Genomic DNA, 15,413 nt, shown 5'->3' with positions numbered 1-15,413 from the left:
GTGGTCCCTCACCTAATGACTAAAATTGATTAAACACGAACGCCAAGGTGTATAACTCACTGACTGGCTCCAATTGAGATCAACTTGCAACCCCGCTTTGGTGGCTGCATCACTTTTCAGTCCCGCAAGACTACTCACTAATGAAGGCAGCATGCTACTTGGCAGCTCACTATCAAAAGGCGAACACTTGCTTGGATTTATTGATACTTCAAAACGAACAGCGCCAGTGAGCACGTTGGGTTTAATGATTCGCGTAACTGTCCACGTTTTGTTGGCCCATTGGTTAGCAATTGGATGACAATTGCCAGAAGTAACCAGTTGGTAAACCGCAAAACTTGTTGAATCAGATAGCAATCCGCGACAAATATAATCAGCGGGCGCATCACTTAACCCACTATTTTCTTCCCAAAATACCGCATTTCCCTCTTGAACAGAGTGATTGATGGTCAGTGGCGTTCCAGCGGGCAACAAAGCGCTACTTCCAACCTCCGAGACCAATGCCACGCCAGCTACCAATAAAAACTGGCTACTGGTTGTTGCATCACTGATACCAAAGCCAGCGTTTTGCAATACCGATTGCATGGTTAGCAAGCCAGACATATTTTGCTGATTTCGAATAGAAAATGTTTCACTTCCCGAATTAGGATTGTAGATATGAAACACAGCAGATTTATAAAGTGCCATCATGGCTAATAGCGCAAATGATGTCACCAACACCCCAATCATCAGACTGATTAAGGAAAACCCACGTTGTTTAGCTGTGAAAGGAGGCATGTCCATACGCTCAATTGTTGATAACCATATCATAATGGCCAAGCCTGTTATCCGACACTGTAATGTTCAATTTAGGAAACGAAACCGTTTGACTAATATCGCCAACAGTTACCGCTATCTGCTGGTAGTAACAGTGCTTAGAAAAACTGACATTGCTAGTTGACTGTAAATCATGATTCATAATCATGATATCGCCTTGACTATCCTGACCAGCAGAAGAGCAATCACTTTGAATGCCGATAGACGCCAGTTGCCCTCGCAATTCAGCTAAAACGATATTTTGTACATGATCGCCAACTTGTGCCTTCATTGATGCCGATAACGTATAAGCGACCCCAAGCCCCGAAATGGCAACTAACAAGATGCTAATCATCCCCTCTAATAAAGAAAAACCTTGTTGCTTACTCCAAATATCCATCGACATTATCGCTTCCTTTGCTAAGTGAATACTGTGTTGATGTCACACAGTTAGCCCCAGCAACAATCCCTGCTGTGGGTAATCCAGACGAATTAAATACGATACACTGAGTGTTTGCTTGCGCTATTGTTGCGCTATCCACGGCCAAATCGGCCAACCAGTTTGGCTCTTGACAATCTAAGGCCGTATAATCGCTCGGCTGAACGCATAGTTGCTTATTGGCAAGAACCAATATACTGGCGACACCGTTCGATGACGCGCCATTGGACAACGCCTCAGCACGCGCTCTAGCGTAACCTTGCTGCATCATTTCCACCGCAGCATGAAGTTTTTGCTTTCCAAGCCAGCGAGCCGTGAGAGAACCGCCATAAAGCGCTATAATTGTCGCCACAACTAAAGTGACCATCAACTCAATAAGTGACAGCCCACCTATCCGCTTTACCATGATGAAAATCCGCACGCTTCTGTTGCAGTACGATTGTTCTTGTTATCCAACGTCAACACACAGCCAGCCAAATTTTGCTCTCCTGTGGCTTTCAGCAGGTAACTCGTACTATCGCTCTTCAAACTATATTGAAAATATTGAGACTCAGATGGCGACCATCCAGTAAAACTGCTAGCGCTGGCGACTGTTCCCGCTGCATTTGTTGGATATTGCAACTGATTTTTGTAGATAGATTCCATCTCCATGGCCAACCCCACCAAATCAGTGCTCGCCGCTCGTGCACGGCTGGTGATAATAAAATATCGATATGATGGCATTGCGATCGCGGCTAAAATTGCCACAATGGCCACCACAATCATTAGTTCTACTAATGTGAAACCTCTGCAAAAACGTTTCACTTCCATTTGTTAAAACCTTCAAGAGACAATAGGGATTTTTGTTAAAATACTAAGAATAGATTTTAAAAGCGAGTGAATTCTCCAACAAAAATGCAAATAAGAAGCTAATTTAGTTGAATAAATAGAGCGGCAAGCAGCATGCCATTACCTCTAATATGCGGTGCGCGCGGCAACAGCAAAACATATTTAGTTAATGAGAAGCCGATTTATCCTGCGTGTTTCATCTCGACATATCCCCAATCGGTCTGAAGCCTATCTAGATTTAAGCAAACTAAGCTAATGTATCGGAATGGGGACTATTTGGATACGCGATTGCATCACGAATCTGCGCAGCAATCTTCTCTAATTGCGGCGTTTCCACGGGTACAGTAGCGTGCGCGCCCGCCATTTTGAGCGGCCCTGGCAGCAGATGAAAATGCAGATGCGGTACGGTTTGTCCAGCATAACTGCCGTTATGTTGGAACACGCTGCTGCCATCAACACCCATAGCCTGCTCAAGTGCTTTACCCACTTTTTTAATGGTAGCTAATACCGCGGTAGCGGCTTCGTCCGGCAGCTGGTACAGGGTCACCACCTCTACTTTGGGTAACACCAACAGGTGCCCCGGCATTTGCGGCATGATATCCATAAACGCCAAGGTATGTTCATCTTCATATACTTTGATAGCAGGTAGCTCGCCGCGAATAATGCGGGCGAAAATATTGTTAGTGTCGTAATTTAAATCCATGATGCAATTCTCTATTTTTTGAGTTGCCACAGTGTTGCAGAACTCAACAGAATTGAACAGCATTGCTGATAACAACTTAAATCAGCGCGTAAAAGCGGTTAAGCTATGCGCCATTATCATTTGGCAATGATTTGAGGACGACATCATGGCGACCATTCGTCAACTGACACATACTAACGGCTTAGAATATTTGCAGATTAACTCTGCCCGCAGTGAAGCACGGATCTTTCTGCAAGGCGCTCAAGTCGAGCATTTTAAGCCCACCGGCAAAGCCCCGTTATTGTGGGTATCAAGCGCCGACGAATATCAGCCGGGTACTGGCGGTATTCGAGGTGGCATTCCGGTATGTTGGCCATGGTTCGGTAACCATGAAAACAGCGATTGGCCTGCCCATGGTTTTGCCCGCAACAAAGTATGGGATTGGGTTGGTACTCAAGTTGAAGATGAAGTGGTCAGCCTCCGTTTCACCTTGGCACCGGCACAATTTGAGCGCCAATACTGGCCGCACGACACCCGCGTTGAACTGGAAGTGGTGTTGTCAGAGACACTGACACTCAAACTGACCAACATCAACCTCGGCAATAGAACCGTTACCTTCACCCAAGCGCTACATAGCTATTTCCCGATTGGTGATATCCATCAACTGCAAGCCAGCGGCTTTGCTAATGCTAAGTATGTTGAATTTGGCGCAGGGCCCTATCCGCAAGAGGATGATAGCGTCAGCTTTGATAAAGAAACTGATCGCGTCTATACCCAACTAGGAGCTGTACAACAGTTGCACAGCGTCAACGGCACGATTGAAATCAGCCGTAACAACAGCCAATCAGCGGTGCTGTGGAACCCTTGGATAGAAAAATCACAACGGTTATCACGCTTTAACGATGACGATTACTTACAGATGGTGTGTTTAGAAGCCGCCAATGTGCGCGAAGACGCGGTAAATCTGGCGCCGGGTCAAAGCCATACGTTATCCACCAGTATTCGCTGGTTGGATTAATCACGACCACCGCAGTAAGGAGTCGATTGCGCGTGCTAAAAAGGATGTTGCTTTGGGGAAGTGTTAGCCTCGTACTGCTACTGGCGATATTGGTAGCGACGGTTGCTTATCTACTGCAACATCCGCAGTGGGTGCTGAAACATGTCAACCAAGCGTTAGCGCCCTACCAAATGCACATTCAGCAAATCCGCTGGCAGTTGCCGGATATGCGTACCTTGCAACTGCCCGAATTAGTGCTCGACTATGCTGACAACCAGCTCAGTTTTAACGACATTCAACTCACGTTGAAACAACCTTTATCTGTGTCCCAATTATGGGGCTGGTATCAACAGCAAGATAGCCATACGCTGCAGCAATCGCTGGTCAATGCGATTGAATCAGTAAGTTATCAGGATGCTGTTATTGAGTTGCCCATCAACCAATTATTGCCATCCACCAGCACTGAGCCTTTATGGCTGCCGATTGCAGGCACCATACCGCATATCGATTTCGGCCCCACTCAACTCAGGTTAAAAGACACCAGTCAGCCGCTGGGGTTACAACTGCGACAATTGACGTTTGATGAATCGGGCCAGTTAACCAGCGAGTTAGCCAGCCTCAACAGTGATACGCCGATATGGCGCTTACAAGGTATGTTGCCACTGCATGGTACGGCAGATTGGCAACTGCAGACTCAGGTCAACTTTGCCCCGCTGTATCAGGTGCAACAACAGTTGGCCGACAGCCAAGAGGCAGAACCACTATTAGTTGCTTACCCTTGGTTAGCACCGGACTGGCTCGTTGCTGGCGCGAAAGTCCATGGCAACATCAGCGCTGCGGTAAATTTATCACGCAAAACTGGCGCACTTGCGGGCGATGTGTGCTGGCAAGCACCGGCGATAAGCTTTCCGCAAGCGGCAGACACGGCTATTCAACTGCAGGGCACGGCCAGCGCTAGCCAATCATGTCCTCGCGATGCCATTGCCCTGCATTATGCCCAACAGGCAGATGGTAGCGAGATAGCACTAGCACCGTTGCGTCTGAATGTGTCTCTGACCGAGCAACAACGCACAGCGTGGCAACAGTGGTTACCAGCTGCATCATCAACACTTCCTGCCGTGGAACAAGCGCTGACGCAACTGCATCAGCAACTGTCGCTGCCCAATCAAACGTTACCGAATAACCATGATGTCGGTGTGCAATTCGATGTCGCGCAAGGGGTGCAACTGCGGCGTAACGCCAATAATGATTGGCGAGCGACGCTACCTACATTGATGATAAAACCAAGGTTATTCCAGTGGCTCAATGTCAATGATGTGGCAGTGCTGACATTAGCGTTTGAACAGACTCAAGCCACCCTGCCAGCGGCGGATCTACAACAGCTGTCTTTGCGCAGCGCTTACCAATTCAACTTAGCGTTGCCGCAAGGCTTGAAACTAGATAGTGGCAGTTGGTCTGCCAGTGGCAGCGCCTTAGCATTACAGTTACCCGGTGAGTTGAGTTGGCATGGCAGCAACAACCAAGCCGAGCTATCACTGGCCGCAGATGCCGCGCTCAGCGTTGATAAGCTCATGGCGCAGTTCGGTGCGCAGCACTTTAGCATGGCGCATTTACACACCGCACAGCAAGGCGAGGCAAAAGCCCGTTGGCACAACGGCGTATGGCAGTTTAACTTACCAGCGACATCGCATCGGTGGCAGCAAATCCAAGCCGAACTGCCACCGCAAAAATTGAGTTTACAGCAGTTAGATGCCAGCCTTGCGGCGATTAGTTCACTCACGCTTGATAGCCAACAAGCGCTATTACCACAGTTAACTCAGCAAGCGCTTAAAGGCGAACTTACCCTAGCGCTTGAGCTGCCGCATATCTCCACCACCAAGAAATCGCGCTTTGGTGGTAACAGTGATGAGAGTTTGCTTAACCTAAGCCGCGTGAGTTTAGCGCAACAGCTTGATTGGCATAACAGCCAGTTGCACAGTCAGGAAACGTGGCAGATTGATAACGTCACGTTGCATAGTAAACATCAGCTGGCGCTGCAACCCCATGGCTACCAGATGCAAGCCAATTGGCAGATGCAAACCGCTTTGACGGCGCTGCAGCAGATTGCCGCCAAAAACTTCCAGCTAGAAGACAACTGGCAAATCACGGGACAGAGTCAGTTTGATGCGCAAGTTGCGCTGTCACAGCAGGGGCGGCAACTGGCGTTGGATGTTGATATGCAACCTCAACTGATTGGTGCCGCGGGGCAATATCTGCAACTACCATTTGCTGATCTCAACCTCAGCGCTAACTGTCACTATCGTCTCCGATTGGCCGCCGATACGCTGGACTCCAGTAATATTGGCTGTCAGCAGTTTGCCCTCAACGCCAGCAGTTTTAACCCCGGCTTACAGTTGAGCCAGATAGATATTCGCGGCCGTGGCGACTTAGTGCCGATGGCACTGAACACAAAAGTAGACAGCTGGCTACTACCCGGCGTCAAAGACGCCAAATTGCAGCTGCGCGCGTCAGCGGCGGCTCTCAACGGCATGATCATCATTCCCGATTTTAATCTCGATCTGCAAGGTAAGTCCCGCGGGGTACTGCTGGTGCAAGGCATGGATATTGAGCAATTACTCGCGCAGCATCCGCAAGAGAGCATCAGCGCCACCGGCATTTTTGACGGCGTACTGCCCATGACCATGGAAAACCGCCAAGTCAGTATTAGCGGCGGTCACCTCGCCGCGCGTAATGAAGGTGTCATTGAGATACACAACACCCCCGCCATTGCACAGATGCGCCAAAGTCAGCCATATCTCGATTATGTGCTCGATTTTATGCAGCACTTACAGTATCAAGAAATCTTGGGCAAACTGGATATGAATGGCCTAGGCGACACCAATATTGAGTTAAAAATCAAAGGGCATGGTCAAGGCATCGATCGCCCAGTACACTTAAACTACTCTCACGAGGAAAATCTGCTTCAGCTATTGCAAAGCCTCACTATCGGCGAACGCTTGCAATCAGGGCTGGAAGCATCGATGCAGTAAACACAGGGAGCTGCAATGAAGCTATTGAAACACGTATTAACAGTGGCGCTGGTGCTTGCCAGTTATACCTTGGCAGGATGCACACCTACGGTAAAAATCGAGCCACCTGATAAACCGATCGTGATTAATTTGAACGTTAAAATTGAGCATGAAATCCGTATCAAAGTGGATAAAGCGTTAGACGATCTGCTGACCAACCAAGAGCTATTTTAGAGCGACTCACGTGGTAAGGAACCGATAATGAAACTACGACTCATCACCTTTTTAACAGCGCTTTCATTGAGCTTTGCCGCCGCCGCATTGGATTTACAACAGGCGAAAGATCAGGGCCTTGTGGGCGAACAAGCCAACGGCTATTTGGCACCGCTACAAACCAGTGCTGACGTGACCGCGTTAGTAAAAGAAGTGAATGCTAAACGTACCGCCGCCTATGAACAGATTGCCGCCAAAAATGGCATCAGCGTCACTGACGTAGCCAAACTGGCAGCAAAAAAGATTATTGAAAAAGCTGAAAAGGGGCACATGGTACAAGATGGCAGCGGTAACTGGATTAAGAAGTAAGCCGCAGCGATAACCTACAACGCTGATAATTGCGGCAAACATTCCGTTACTGCATGAATCTATGGCGTTAATTCATGAGCCATTTAGCTAAAAATCCGTAGAATTTGTGGCTCTGAAGTGCTTTTATTTGGCCTCCTCGCGTATGTGGAGGCTTTTTTTTGCCTGCAATTTAGCGACGGTTACTTTTCCGTCACGGTGATATTATTCAGCGCCGTTTGTTCACTCTCTAGCCCAGTACCCGCTATGGCGATTTCAACCGCCGCACGAATCGAATAATGGCCAATCACTGGCTTAGGTTTAATAGCACCAATTTGGGCTAAATCCGCTTCAATAAAGCAGCCCGTACCGTGAGCAATCTGTTGCAACGTTTCATCCATGCGTGGCAGCTCTAATTGATAATCAGCGGTAGCTTCACAATTGCCAGCATCATCGTTGTTGGCAGGGTTTGGCACCAGATCGCATGCTGCTAAGAAGAGTAACAACAATACACCTACTAAATTTTTCACATCATTGTCCTTGATCCAAACGCTTTTGCCAAAACTCTGCGATACCGGTATCCGCTCGCAATTGATATGGCGCAAAGCCCGCTTTGACGTAAGCTTCACGAGCCGTGAGGTTTTGTGATAACACCTCAAGAGTAATCTTACAACATCCTACAGCTTTCGCATGTTGCGCCGCTACCGCTAGCAATTGTTGACCAATGCCCTGCCGCCGCATACTGCTGTGTACCACTAAGTCATGAATATTAAGAATAGGTGCGCAGTTGAAGGTAGAAAACGCTAAAAAGCAGTTGGCTAAACCAACAGCGCGTTCACCTTGGTATGCCAGTAAGCTCAACGCTGTTGGCGTAGAGGCTAAGGTTGGTAATAACTGTTCAATCACACGATCAGGCAGTGGCCGCGCCCCACCCATGGGATCTTTGGCGTAGTGCTGCATTAACTCCAATAGATCTGCCCCCTGCTTGGGGTGGCGATAATTAACTTTTACGATGTTAATTTCAACGTTACTCACAACCGCTCCTTCTCGCTTGATCGTCACGGTTAGCTTACTGATGAACTAAGCTCCGCATCAATCCCTTTAACCAATTTAACGACGCCAAGCCCTCATGCACGGGATGCCAGACACAGTTAAGCTGGTAGTTGGGCATATCGGCTGGCAGCGCCACTTGTTGGAGTAAACCGCTAATACATAACATGGCCGCCACCCGCTGAGGCAAAACTAACAGATGATCGGTTTGGCTGACAATCGCCGCCGCCGACATATAACTTTGGCTGTTAACTGAAATCTGCCGCGCTAAGCCTTTGCCCTTTAAATAACGATCGATTATCGATTCATGTGTGCCCAGCGGCGAATGAAACACATGCGGTGTATCCACCAGCTGCGCTAACGTGAGTTGCTGTTTGATGGTCGGATGATGACGACGTACCAAGCCAGCCAATGGTTCGGTAAGCCACGTTTCCCGCGCCAGATAAGCAGGCACCTGCATATATTCGTCAAAGCCGAGCACTAAATCGATATCGCCATTGGCGAGTTCGGCCTCAGGGATTTTTTCGCGCAAGATCTCAATCTCAATATGCACACCGGGGGCAAGTTGTTTGAGCTTGCTAATCAACGGGGGGATCAACACACATTCAACGTAATCGGTAGTGCTAATCACAAAGCGGCGATTAGAACTGGCAGCGTCAAATTGTTCCGGTGCATCTAGCTGTTGTTCCAGTAATTGCAGTGCCTGCTGCACGCCAGCGTGCAGCGATAACGCACGCTGTGTCGGCAGCATCCCTTGCGGTGAACGCACCAGCAACGGGTCGCTAAATGCCTGCCGTAAACGATTGAGCGCATGGCTCATGGCAGGTTGACTTAGGAAAATACGCTGCGCGGCGCGCGTGACGTTACGTTCAATCATTAAGACATCAAACGCCAACAACAAGTTGAGATCTAACTGGTGCAGCTTCATTAGGGGCTATTGACCTTTTATGTGTACTTTTTATTCCGCATTAGGGGCTTACGGCGCATGACGATATGACGCATCAGCGGTAAGGCCGAATTCTCACTCTGGCTACTGCAAAGATGATGAGTCAAAGGTCAGCCGCTCCAAATATTCACCGTGCAAATAGTGAGATTAATATTATTCATTTGATGGATTTTGAGCAACTCCTTAAACTTTTGTTATGCTTGGGCAGCTCGCCCTACCCGTCCATCAACACTGGAGATGAGTTCATGGCAAAAGTTACCGTCGCTGCGACCCAAATGGCTTGTTCTTGGGATATTGAAGCCAACATCAACAACGCCGAAAAGCTGGTGCGTCAAGCGGCAGCCCAAGGTGCGCAAATTATTTTGATCCAAGAGCTGTTTGAAGCGCCTTATTTTTGTATCGACCAAAGCCCTGAACACTTTGCTTTGGCACAAACCGTTGAAGACAGCAAGTTGATCAAACACTTCCAAGCTGTGGCGAAAGAGCTGGAAGTGGTACTGCCACTGTCATTCTTTGAACGTCGCGGTAACGCCCACTACAACTCATTGGTAATGATTGATGCCGATGGCAGTCTGCTGGACGTGTACCGTAAAACCCATATTCCTAACGGCCCTGCGTATCAAGAAAAGCAGTTTTTCACCCCTGGTGATACTGGCTTTATGGTATGGCAAACCCGTTACGCCAAAGTCGGTGTGGGCATTTGCTGGGATCAATGGTTCCCAGAAACTGCACGCAGCTTGGCATTGATGGGCGCAGAATTTATTTTCTTCCCAACCGCTATCGGTTCAGAGCCAGCATACCCAGAAATTGACTCACAACCCCATTGGACCCGCGTACAGCAAGGCCATGCAGGTGCCAACTTGGTCCCCGTCATTGCCTCAAACCGTATCGGCACAGAAAAGAGCAAGTTTATTGAAGGCCTAGAGATGACCTTCTACGGTTCTTCATTCATTGCCGACCAAACTGGCGCGTTGGTTGCTCAAGCTGACAAGACCAGTGAATGTGTATTGGTGCATGAGTTCGATCTGACTGAAATCGACAAACAACGTATCTCTTGGGGTTTGTTCCGCGATCGCCGTCCAGCGATGTACGAAGCGGTATTGACCTCAGATGGCGAAACCAGCTGGTAAGGGAATAAGCAGATATGTCTAACACCCTGCACAGTTTGCCGAAACTCACTGGCTTTTATATGCCTGCCGAGTGGGCACCACAACAAGCGGTTTGGATGATTTGGCCATACCGCCCAGATAACTGGCGTGAAAACGCCAGTATTGCTCAACGTACGTTTGCTGGCGTTGCTAAAGTGATTGCTGGCGCCACACCTGTATTTATGGCGGTGCCTGCTGCACAGATAGCACAAGCACAAAGCGTTATGCCAGCGGAAGTGACGCTGGTGCCAATGGAAAGCAATGACTGCTGGACGCGCGACTCAGGCCCAACCATGGTGATCAACGATGAAGGCGAATGTCGTGGTGTCGATTGGGGCTTTAATGCATGGGGCGGCCTGCAAGGCGGTTTGTACTTTCCATGGGATAAAGATGAGTTAGTCGCTAACAACATTCTTCAGCATCACGGCTTTAAACGTTATGTCGCGCCGTTGATTCTTGAAGGTGGCTCGATTCACGTCGATGGTGAAGGCACCGGTTTGACCACTGAAGAGTGTTTGTTAAACCCTAATCGCAACCCAGACTTGAGCCGCGAACAGATTGAAGAGTACTTAAAACAGTATCTCAACGTGGAAAAAATAATCTGGTTGCCAGAAGGTGTTTACATGGACGAAACTGACGGCCACGTAGACAATATGTGCTGTTTTGCCCGTCCAGGTGAAGTGATCCTGCACTGGACCGATGATGAAAACGACCCGCAGTATCCGCGTTCTAAAGCCTCATTAGATGTATTGCAAAATACCACTGATGCCAAAGGACGCACACTAAAAGTACATCTGTTGCCACAACCAGGCCCACTGTGCTGCACCGCAGAAGAAGCCGCTGGCGTTGCAACAGGTACGGGTGTGCCACGTACCGCGGGTGAACGGTTAGCGGGTTCTTATGTGAATTTCTTAATCACCAATAACCGCATCGTTTATCCACTGTTGGACGAAGCGATGGACGATATTGCTGCTAAAAAGCTGCAAGCTATCTTCCCTGAGTATGAGATTGTTGGCGTACCCGCCCGCGAAATTCTGCTCGGCGGCGGTAACATTCACTGCATTACCCAGCAGATCCCTAAGGGCTGTTGATCTTTAGGGTTTAATTTTTGTTCAAATTAACCGCATTATGAACAAGGCGCAGCCAGTGACGCTTAGTCAACTAAGCAAACGGGAGGCAACTAAGTTCAGGACGGGACAGCTAAACGACAAAAGCCGATGATATTCATCGGCTTTTTTAATGGCAGCACCCGCCACGTAATCGAATTATTGATGTCACAGACTCACTACAGTTACTGATGTTCTTGCTCGTGCGCCCCGCCAATCACACGGGTTTCAGCATGCACATGCAGATGTTCATGCGGGTGGCGATGCATGACAGCGTTACTCAACTGCCCCGCTTCCAACATCACGGCCCGCGTGGCTAAACGCTCCAATACGCGGCGATCGTGCGACACCACAATCATCGCTTGCGGCAGACTATCGAGATGACGCAGCAAACGCTGTTGTGCAGCTTCATCCAAACCGTTGGTGGGCTCATCGAGCAACAGCACTTGTGGCTCCATCGCCAGTACCGTGGCTAATGCTATCATGCGTTTTTCACCGCCAGATAATCGATAGGTAATACGCTCGGCAAAACTCTCCATCCCTAGCGAGGCCAAAACCTGCAACGCCTTCTGCCGTGCCTCATCGGCCGATAGCCCGAGATTTAGTGGACCGAAAGCGATATCTTCTAGCACCGTGGGGCAAAATAACTGGTCATCAGAATCTTGAAACAAAAAGCCAACCTGCTTGCGCAGTTGCTGAAAGTCGCGCTCTTGCCGACAGTGTTGGCCAAAGCCTACGATCTGTCCGCCTTGTGCAGCTTGTAATCCCACTAATGTCCGCAGCAAGGTAGATTTACCCGCACCGTTGGCCCCCACTAATGCTAAGCGCTCTGCGGCATAGAGATCGAAACTGACGTTGCTCAACACTTTGCGGTTGAGGTAGCCGACCGATAATTGATGTACTGACAACAACGGCACTTTAATCACTGCAGCGGCGTCCATTTAACTCTCCAACAACAGCTGCAAGCCAAGCGGCAACAGCGATAACAACAGTAATAAGGACAACGCGACACTATCAGCCTTTACCCAACGTAACTGCTGGTTAAGATACAAGCTGCCATCAAAACCACGACAGCGCATCGCATCAACAATACGTTGCCCCCGTTCCATGCTGCGCACCAATAGCATTCCCATCATCCAACCATAACTGCGCCAAGTGTGCCAATTACTCGCTGGCACAAAGGCTCGGGCTTTCATGGCATTACGTAAGCGCTGAAACTCCTCGCCCAACACTTGAATGTAACGCACGGTCATCATAAATAGATGAATAAGCTTGGGCGAAAAGCCCAATGCCGCAGCGCCATAACCTAAATTGATTGGCTCGCGAATCGCCAGTAACGCCAGTAATGCCAGCACCACTGCGTTGGCGCGCAAGATAATCGCCAGGGCTTGCAGCCCACCTTCCATCGAGGCCGTCATCCCCCAAAGGCTAAACCAAGGTTGACCACTGATAGAAAATGGCAACAGCACAACTAACAGCAACATAAAGGTTTCAAACGCCAACAAGCGTTTGCCGACTGAGCGCCATTGTGTACCCGCCAACCCATTGAGTGTTAGCGCGATGCCTAACAGCAGTGCTAAAGCCGTTAACGAATGCAGCAGTACCGCCGCTAACGCAAACACCCCCGCAGTGAGCATGTTAACCCTCGGGTCAGTTTGCGATAACCAACGCAACTGATGTTGCGCTTGTAGTTGAGAAGCCAGCATCAGCGTTTACGACTCTGCCACCACAGCGCAATGCCGGCGATGCCAAAAATAAATCCGAGGCCACCAATCACATCTGATAACTTAGCGCGAGATTCCGCTTGTTGTAACTCCATCCTCAGTGGGCCGATCTCTTTAGCTACCGCAGTTTGAATCGCGTCGGTCAATTGCGCGCAATCAACGCCCTGAGCCGACGCTGTAGATGGCGGCTCGGCGAGAATATTGAACGGCTTGGCCGGCAAGCTCGTTGGTTGCTTGGTGGTCTTTGGCGTAGCAGCGGTTTTGCCACTGGTAACCTCTGCTGCGGGAATTTGCCAATGCGCCACATGGCCATCACCCGTGTTGGCTTCAATCGCATAACCCTCGCTGTAGGGTACGGTGACACGGAAACTACCATCCGCCTCGGGGTGCAGCTGCGCCAGAGGTTGCTGCTGGCGACCAAAGATCAAGATGTTGGCACCACCCGCTGCAATACCGCCAGCAAAATAGGCATTGCCGACAATCTGTTGTCCTTCCATCCATGCAAACACTTTAAGTAGGTGCGCTGATGCGGACGAGCTGAGCAGCAACAGCACCAGCGGCAGATAACTAAAGCACTTCGACATTGGTCTGCTCCTCCGCCAGTGGTTCGGTCTGCGTTTGCCCTTGAAGTAACATCTCAGGAGCCACTTTGGCAATAAAGCCCACGACAATAGCGGTGATCAACATCTCAACGATTGCCAAAGGCAGATAAGTGATTGCAATAATCTTGGCCGCTGATGCATAGGCGGCAGAGCTCGCGACCAATGACAAACACACCATGGTGCCAGTACCAGCAACGCCAATTAGCCCCGCAGCACCACCCCATAGATAGATCTGCTTACGTTGCTGAGCCAGAACCGCATGTGCCAGCCCGTGGCGAATCAGACCGCCCACCATCAACGCTGGTAGAGCCATATTCACGGCGTTAACGCCCAACACCAGCGGGCCACCAAAGCCAAAAAATACCGCTTGCAGCGCCAGCGCCACCACAATGGCGGGAACGGCTGTCCAGCCTAATAACAAGCCCATCAATCCGTTAAGGAGTAAGTGGACACTACTTGGTCCAGCAGGCACGGCCACTAACGAGGCCACAAAAAAACAGGCGGCGAGTACCGCTGCATGAGGAATTTTACTGTAGTCGAGCTTTTTCACTGCATAGCACAGCGCGGCTACCGCCACGATACCACCAGTCATCAATACTGGGGCAGAAACCACTCCTTCGGGAATATGTGCCATGTCAGTGCCCTACTTCATGTCTCGCGCGTTAACCCAAATCAGCCCGCCCTGCTCTACTGGCACTAATTTACCCTCTGGGTTTTTCATCGGCTGTTCGCCTTCGACCAGCGCCGCAAAGCCCCACCAGCCAGCGCGAGGCATCACGTAACTGAACGTTCCGTTAGCATCGGCGTGTACCACTTGAGTCACGTAAGGATCTGATGGTGGGGTCACCGAACCATCGTTATGCCACTCCACTTCCACCTCGGCAAATGGCACGGGTTGACCGTTACGTTTCACCAGCCCCTGAAATAAATTACCAGTCCACAGGCCAAAAGGACGAGTTAACGGCACAATCTCGGTTGGCAAACCAAGCTCTGAGTCCCAACTATCTTCCATGTCGTAAGCATCAACCACTACCTTGGTGTAATGCACAATCATCTTGCCTTCGGCGGGTTCCCAGTAGGGCTGAGGTTCAACATAAAACAGATAGTCACCGGGGCGTTTTATCTGATATTCCGCAGTAAAAAACTGCTGCTTATCTTGCTGCTGCGCGTGCAGGGTGGCGAGCAGATCTTGTTTACCCATCGGGCCTACCACGCCAAATTGAGTGGGGTGCACGAGGTTCATCAGTGGTCCTTGAGACATTGGATGGGTGAACTTCATACTGAATTGCAGTTTGGCTTGTTGCGGAGTTGCAACAATATCGGTACTGGGCAGTAATTCTAAAAAGTGCGCACTAGCGTTGATTGAACAGCACATTAGCGCCAGCAGTAATGTACGACCATAGCTGGTTTTAGATAACAACGGCATGTGGACCTCGGTTACCGAGTCAAAAAGGCTCAAGTTATTACGAAATGAATAATCGTAATAACGATACCACCACATGTTGGTCGAAGCACTTGCCCTGTGGGGATTAA

Annotated in this window: 19 protein-coding genes; 6 read left to right on the top strand and 13 right to left on the bottom strand. The window is 49.6% G+C overall.

Annotation, left to right across the window (positions count from 1 at the left end; all coding sequences use genetic code 11):
* Positions 1–12: 12 nt before the first annotated feature.
* From ACN0TT_RS14085 to ACN0TT_RS14065, 5 genes are all read right to left on the bottom strand, one after another.
* Positions 13–807, bottom strand: a complete 795-nt coding sequence (locus tag ACN0TT_RS14085; RefSeq protein ID WP_417762785.1) for a type IV pilus modification PilV family protein — start codon at positions 805–807, stop codon at positions 13–15.
* On the bottom strand, positions 785–1,198 hold the full coding sequence (locus ACN0TT_RS14080) for a PulJ/GspJ family protein (RefSeq protein WP_417762784.1): 414 nt from the start codon (positions 1,196–1,198) through the stop codon (positions 785–787). The genes ACN0TT_RS14085 and ACN0TT_RS14080 overlap by 23 nt, the downstream gene beginning before the upstream one ends.
* Positions 1,176–1,652, bottom strand: coding sequence for a pilus assembly FimT family protein (locus ACN0TT_RS14075; protein ID WP_417762783.1), 477 nt, complete (start codon positions 1,650–1,652; stop codon positions 1,176–1,178). The genes ACN0TT_RS14080 and ACN0TT_RS14075 overlap by 23 nt, the downstream gene beginning before the upstream one ends.
* A complete protein-coding gene (locus ACN0TT_RS14070) occupies positions 1,631–2,041 on the bottom strand; it encodes a type IV pilin protein (protein ID WP_417762782.1) in 411 nt (136 codons plus the stop codon). Before ACN0TT_RS14070 ends, ACN0TT_RS14075 begins: the two co-directional genes overlap by 22 nt.
* Positions 2,042–2,306: 265 nt before the next feature.
* Entirely contained in the window at positions 2,307–2,762 is a 456-nt protein-coding gene (locus ACN0TT_RS14065) for an HIT family protein (protein WP_417762781.1), read from the bottom strand.
* 145 nt (positions 2,763–2,907) lie between these two features.
* Between ACN0TT_RS14065 and ACN0TT_RS14060 the strand changes: the two genes are divergently transcribed.
* Genes ACN0TT_RS14060 through ACN0TT_RS14045 form a run of 4 tightly spaced genes read left to right on the top strand, consistent with a single transcriptional unit; the run spans position 2,908 to position 7,328 of the window.
* Positions 2,908–3,759: a D-hexose-6-phosphate mutarotase gene (locus tag ACN0TT_RS14060; protein WP_417762780.1), complete on the top strand. Its 852-nt coding sequence runs from the start codon at positions 2,908–2,910 to the stop codon at positions 3,757–3,759.
* Positions 3,760–3,791: 32 nt separating this feature from the next.
* Entirely contained in the window at positions 3,792–6,767 is a 2,976-nt protein-coding gene (locus tag ACN0TT_RS14055) for an intermembrane phospholipid transport protein YdbH family protein (protein ID WP_417762779.1), read from the top strand.
* Positions 6,768–6,782: 15 nt separating this feature from the next.
* Positions 6,783–6,980 carry a YnbE family lipoprotein gene (locus ACN0TT_RS14050; RefSeq protein ID WP_417762778.1) on the top strand — a complete coding sequence of 66 codons (198 nt, stop codon included), beginning with the start codon at positions 6,783–6,785 and terminating at the stop codon, positions 6,978–6,980.
* Positions 6,981–7,007: 27 nt separating this feature from the next.
* Complete coding sequence (locus ACN0TT_RS14045) at positions 7,008–7,328, top strand: YdbL family protein (RefSeq protein ID WP_417762777.1); 321 nt, start codon at positions 7,008–7,010, stop codon at positions 7,326–7,328.
* 179 nt (positions 7,329–7,507) lie between these two features.
* On the opposite strand, the gene ACN0TT_RS14040 is transcribed toward ACN0TT_RS14045, so the two are convergent.
* Genes ACN0TT_RS14040 through ACN0TT_RS14030 form a run of 3 tightly spaced genes read right to left on the bottom strand, consistent with a single transcriptional unit; the run spans position 7,508 to position 9,282 of the window.
* On the bottom strand, positions 7,508–7,834 hold the full coding sequence (locus ACN0TT_RS14040) for a hypothetical protein (RefSeq protein ID WP_417762776.1): 327 nt from the start codon (positions 7,832–7,834) through the stop codon (positions 7,508–7,510).
* A 1-nt stretch (position 7,835) separates the two neighbouring features.
* Positions 7,836–8,339, bottom strand: a complete 504-nt coding sequence (locus ACN0TT_RS14035) for a GNAT family N-acetyltransferase (protein WP_417762775.1) — start codon at positions 8,337–8,339, stop codon at positions 7,836–7,838.
* A gap of 34 nt (positions 8,340–8,373) precedes the next feature.
* Positions 8,374–9,282: a LysR family transcriptional regulator gene (locus ACN0TT_RS14030; RefSeq protein WP_417762774.1), complete on the bottom strand. Its 909-nt coding sequence runs from the start codon at positions 9,280–9,282 to the stop codon at positions 8,374–8,376.
* 263 nt (positions 9,283–9,545) lie between these two features.
* On the opposite strand from ACN0TT_RS14030, the gene aguB reads away from it, so the two are divergent.
* Together aguB and aguA are read left to right on the top strand one after the other, a co-directional pair.
* Positions 9,546–10,430: an N-carbamoylputrescine amidase gene (gene aguB / locus ACN0TT_RS14025; RefSeq protein ID WP_417762773.1), complete on the top strand. Its 885-nt coding sequence runs from the start codon at positions 9,546–9,548 to the stop codon at positions 10,428–10,430.
* Between the two features lie 14 nt (positions 10,431–10,444).
* On the top strand, positions 10,445–11,539 hold the full coding sequence (aguA, locus tag ACN0TT_RS14020; protein WP_417762772.1) for an agmatine deiminase: 1,095 nt from the start codon (positions 10,445–10,447) through the stop codon (positions 11,537–11,539).
* 200 nt (positions 11,540–11,739) lie between these two features.
* On the opposite strand, the gene ACN0TT_RS14015 is transcribed toward aguA, so the two are convergent.
* Genes ACN0TT_RS14015 through ACN0TT_RS13995 form a run of 5 tightly spaced genes read right to left on the bottom strand, consistent with a single transcriptional unit; the run spans position 11,740 to position 15,306 of the window.
* Positions 11,740–12,495, bottom strand: coding sequence for an energy-coupling factor ABC transporter ATP-binding protein (locus ACN0TT_RS14015; RefSeq protein WP_417762771.1), 756 nt, complete (start codon positions 12,493–12,495; stop codon positions 11,740–11,742).
* Entirely contained in the window at positions 12,496–13,260 is a 765-nt protein-coding gene (cbiQ, locus tag ACN0TT_RS14010; protein ID WP_417762770.1) for a cobalt ECF transporter T component CbiQ, read from the bottom strand.
* Positions 13,260–13,862: a hypothetical protein gene (locus tag ACN0TT_RS14005; RefSeq protein WP_417762769.1), complete on the bottom strand. Its 603-nt coding sequence runs from the start codon at positions 13,860–13,862 to the stop codon at positions 13,260–13,262. The genes cbiQ and ACN0TT_RS14005 overlap by 1 nt, the downstream gene beginning before the upstream one ends.
* Positions 13,846–14,514, bottom strand: coding sequence for a cobalt transporter CbiM (gene cbiM, locus ACN0TT_RS14000; protein ID WP_417762768.1), 669 nt, complete (start codon positions 14,512–14,514; stop codon positions 13,846–13,848). Before cbiM ends, ACN0TT_RS14005 begins: the two co-directional genes overlap by 17 nt.
* 9 nt (positions 14,515–14,523) lie before the next feature.
* Complete coding sequence (locus tag ACN0TT_RS13995; protein WP_417762767.1) at positions 14,524–15,306, bottom strand: DUF4198 domain-containing protein; 783 nt, start codon at positions 15,304–15,306, stop codon at positions 14,524–14,526.
* Positions 15,307–15,413 lie beyond the last annotated feature (107 nt).

The sequence above is a fragment of the Shewanella sp. genome, from assembly GCF_048265805.1.
In the GTDB taxonomy this organism is placed as follows: domain Bacteria; phylum Pseudomonadota; class Gammaproteobacteria; order Enterobacterales; family Shewanellaceae; genus Shewanella.
This window is presented reverse-complemented; position numbering and strand designations above follow the sequence as displayed.

Coding starts and splice junctions, on each gene's coding strand:
- ACN0TT_RS14045 (WP_417762777.1), top strand. CDS start 7,008: ATGAAACTACGACTCATCACCTTTTTAACAGCGCTTTCATTGAGCTTT.
- ACN0TT_RS14065 (WP_417762781.1), bottom strand. CDS start 2,762: ATGGATTTAAATTACGACACTAACAATATTTTCGCCCGCATTATTCGC.
- ACN0TT_RS14030 (WP_417762774.1), bottom strand. CDS start 9,282: ATGAAGCTGCACCAGTTAGATCTCAACTTGTTGTTGGCGTTTGATGTC.
- ACN0TT_RS13995 (WP_417762767.1), bottom strand. CDS start 15,306: ATGCCGTTGTTATCTAAAACCAGCTATGGTCGTACATTACTGCTGGCG.
- ACN0TT_RS14015 (WP_417762771.1), bottom strand. CDS start 12,495: ATGGACGCCGCTGCAGTGATTAAAGTGCCGTTGTTGTCAGTACATCAA.
- ACN0TT_RS14070 (WP_417762782.1), bottom strand. CDS start 2,041: ATGGAAGTGAAACGTTTTTGCAGAGGTTTCACATTAGTAGAACTAATG.
- cbiM (WP_417762768.1), bottom strand. CDS start 14,514: ATGGCACATATTCCCGAAGGAGTGGTTTCTGCCCCAGTATTGATGACT.
- ACN0TT_RS14050 (WP_417762778.1), top strand. CDS start 6,783: ATGAAGCTATTGAAACACGTATTAACAGTGGCGCTGGTGCTTGCCAGT.
- ACN0TT_RS14005 (WP_417762769.1), bottom strand. CDS start 13,862: ATGTCGAAGTGCTTTAGTTATCTGCCGCTGGTGCTGTTGCTGCTCAGC.
- cbiQ (WP_417762770.1), bottom strand. CDS start 13,260: ATGCTGGCTTCTCAACTACAAGCGCAACATCAGTTGCGTTGGTTATCG.
- aguA (WP_417762772.1), top strand. CDS start 10,445: ATGTCTAACACCCTGCACAGTTTGCCGAAACTCACTGGCTTTTATATG.
- aguB (WP_417762773.1), top strand. CDS start 9,546: ATGGCAAAAGTTACCGTCGCTGCGACCCAAATGGCTTGTTCTTGGGAT.
- ACN0TT_RS14080 (WP_417762784.1), bottom strand. CDS start 1,198: ATGTCGATGGATATTTGGAGTAAGCAACAAGGTTTTTCTTTATTAGAG.
- ACN0TT_RS14085 (WP_417762785.1), bottom strand. CDS start 807: ATGATATGGTTATCAACAATTGAGCGTATGGACATGCCTCCTTTCACA.
- ACN0TT_RS14060 (WP_417762780.1), top strand. CDS start 2,908: ATGGCGACCATTCGTCAACTGACACATACTAACGGCTTAGAATATTTG.